Source organism: Halorubrum sp. SS7 (assembly GCF_005435055.1).
In the GTDB taxonomy this organism is placed as follows: domain Archaea; phylum Halobacteriota; class Halobacteria; order Halobacteriales; family Haloferacaceae; genus Halorubrum; species Halorubrum salinarum.
Window position 1 is genome coordinate 1 of the sequence record NZ_SGXV01000411.1, and the last position, 362, is coordinate 362.

Genomic DNA, 362 nt, shown 5'->3' on the forward strand with positions numbered 1-362 from the left:
TCGTCGTCGGCGTCGTCGACGATGTACCGGATGTGTTCGTCGGGCAGCAGCGGGTTGATCGTGTGGAGCTGCGCGCCCGTGTTCGGGACGCCGAAGTACGTCTCGAAGTGCCGCGTGTGGTTCCAGCAGAACGTCGCGACGCGGTCGCCGCGCTCGATCCCGTAGTCCTGGAGCGCGTTCGCGAGCCGCGCCGTCCGGTCGGCGTACTCGGCGTAGGTGTGCCGCGTGCGCCCCTCGTGGGTACGCGAGACGATCTCGGTGTCCGGGTACAGTCGCTCCGCGCGCCACATGAACGGTCGCAGGGTCTGGGCGTGTCCGCCTGGCATACCTTACACACCACGGGGCCGGGAACTATGAACGTT

1 protein-coding gene is annotated in these 362 nt (G+C 67.7%); it reads right to left on the reverse strand.

The window, feature by feature from the left end; genetic code table 11:
* Window positions 1–326 (reverse strand): AMP-binding protein (locus EXE44_RS18600; protein ID WP_137718088.1); only part of this gene is annotated, 326 nt, incomplete at its 3' end.
* Window positions 327–362 lie beyond the last annotated feature (36 nt).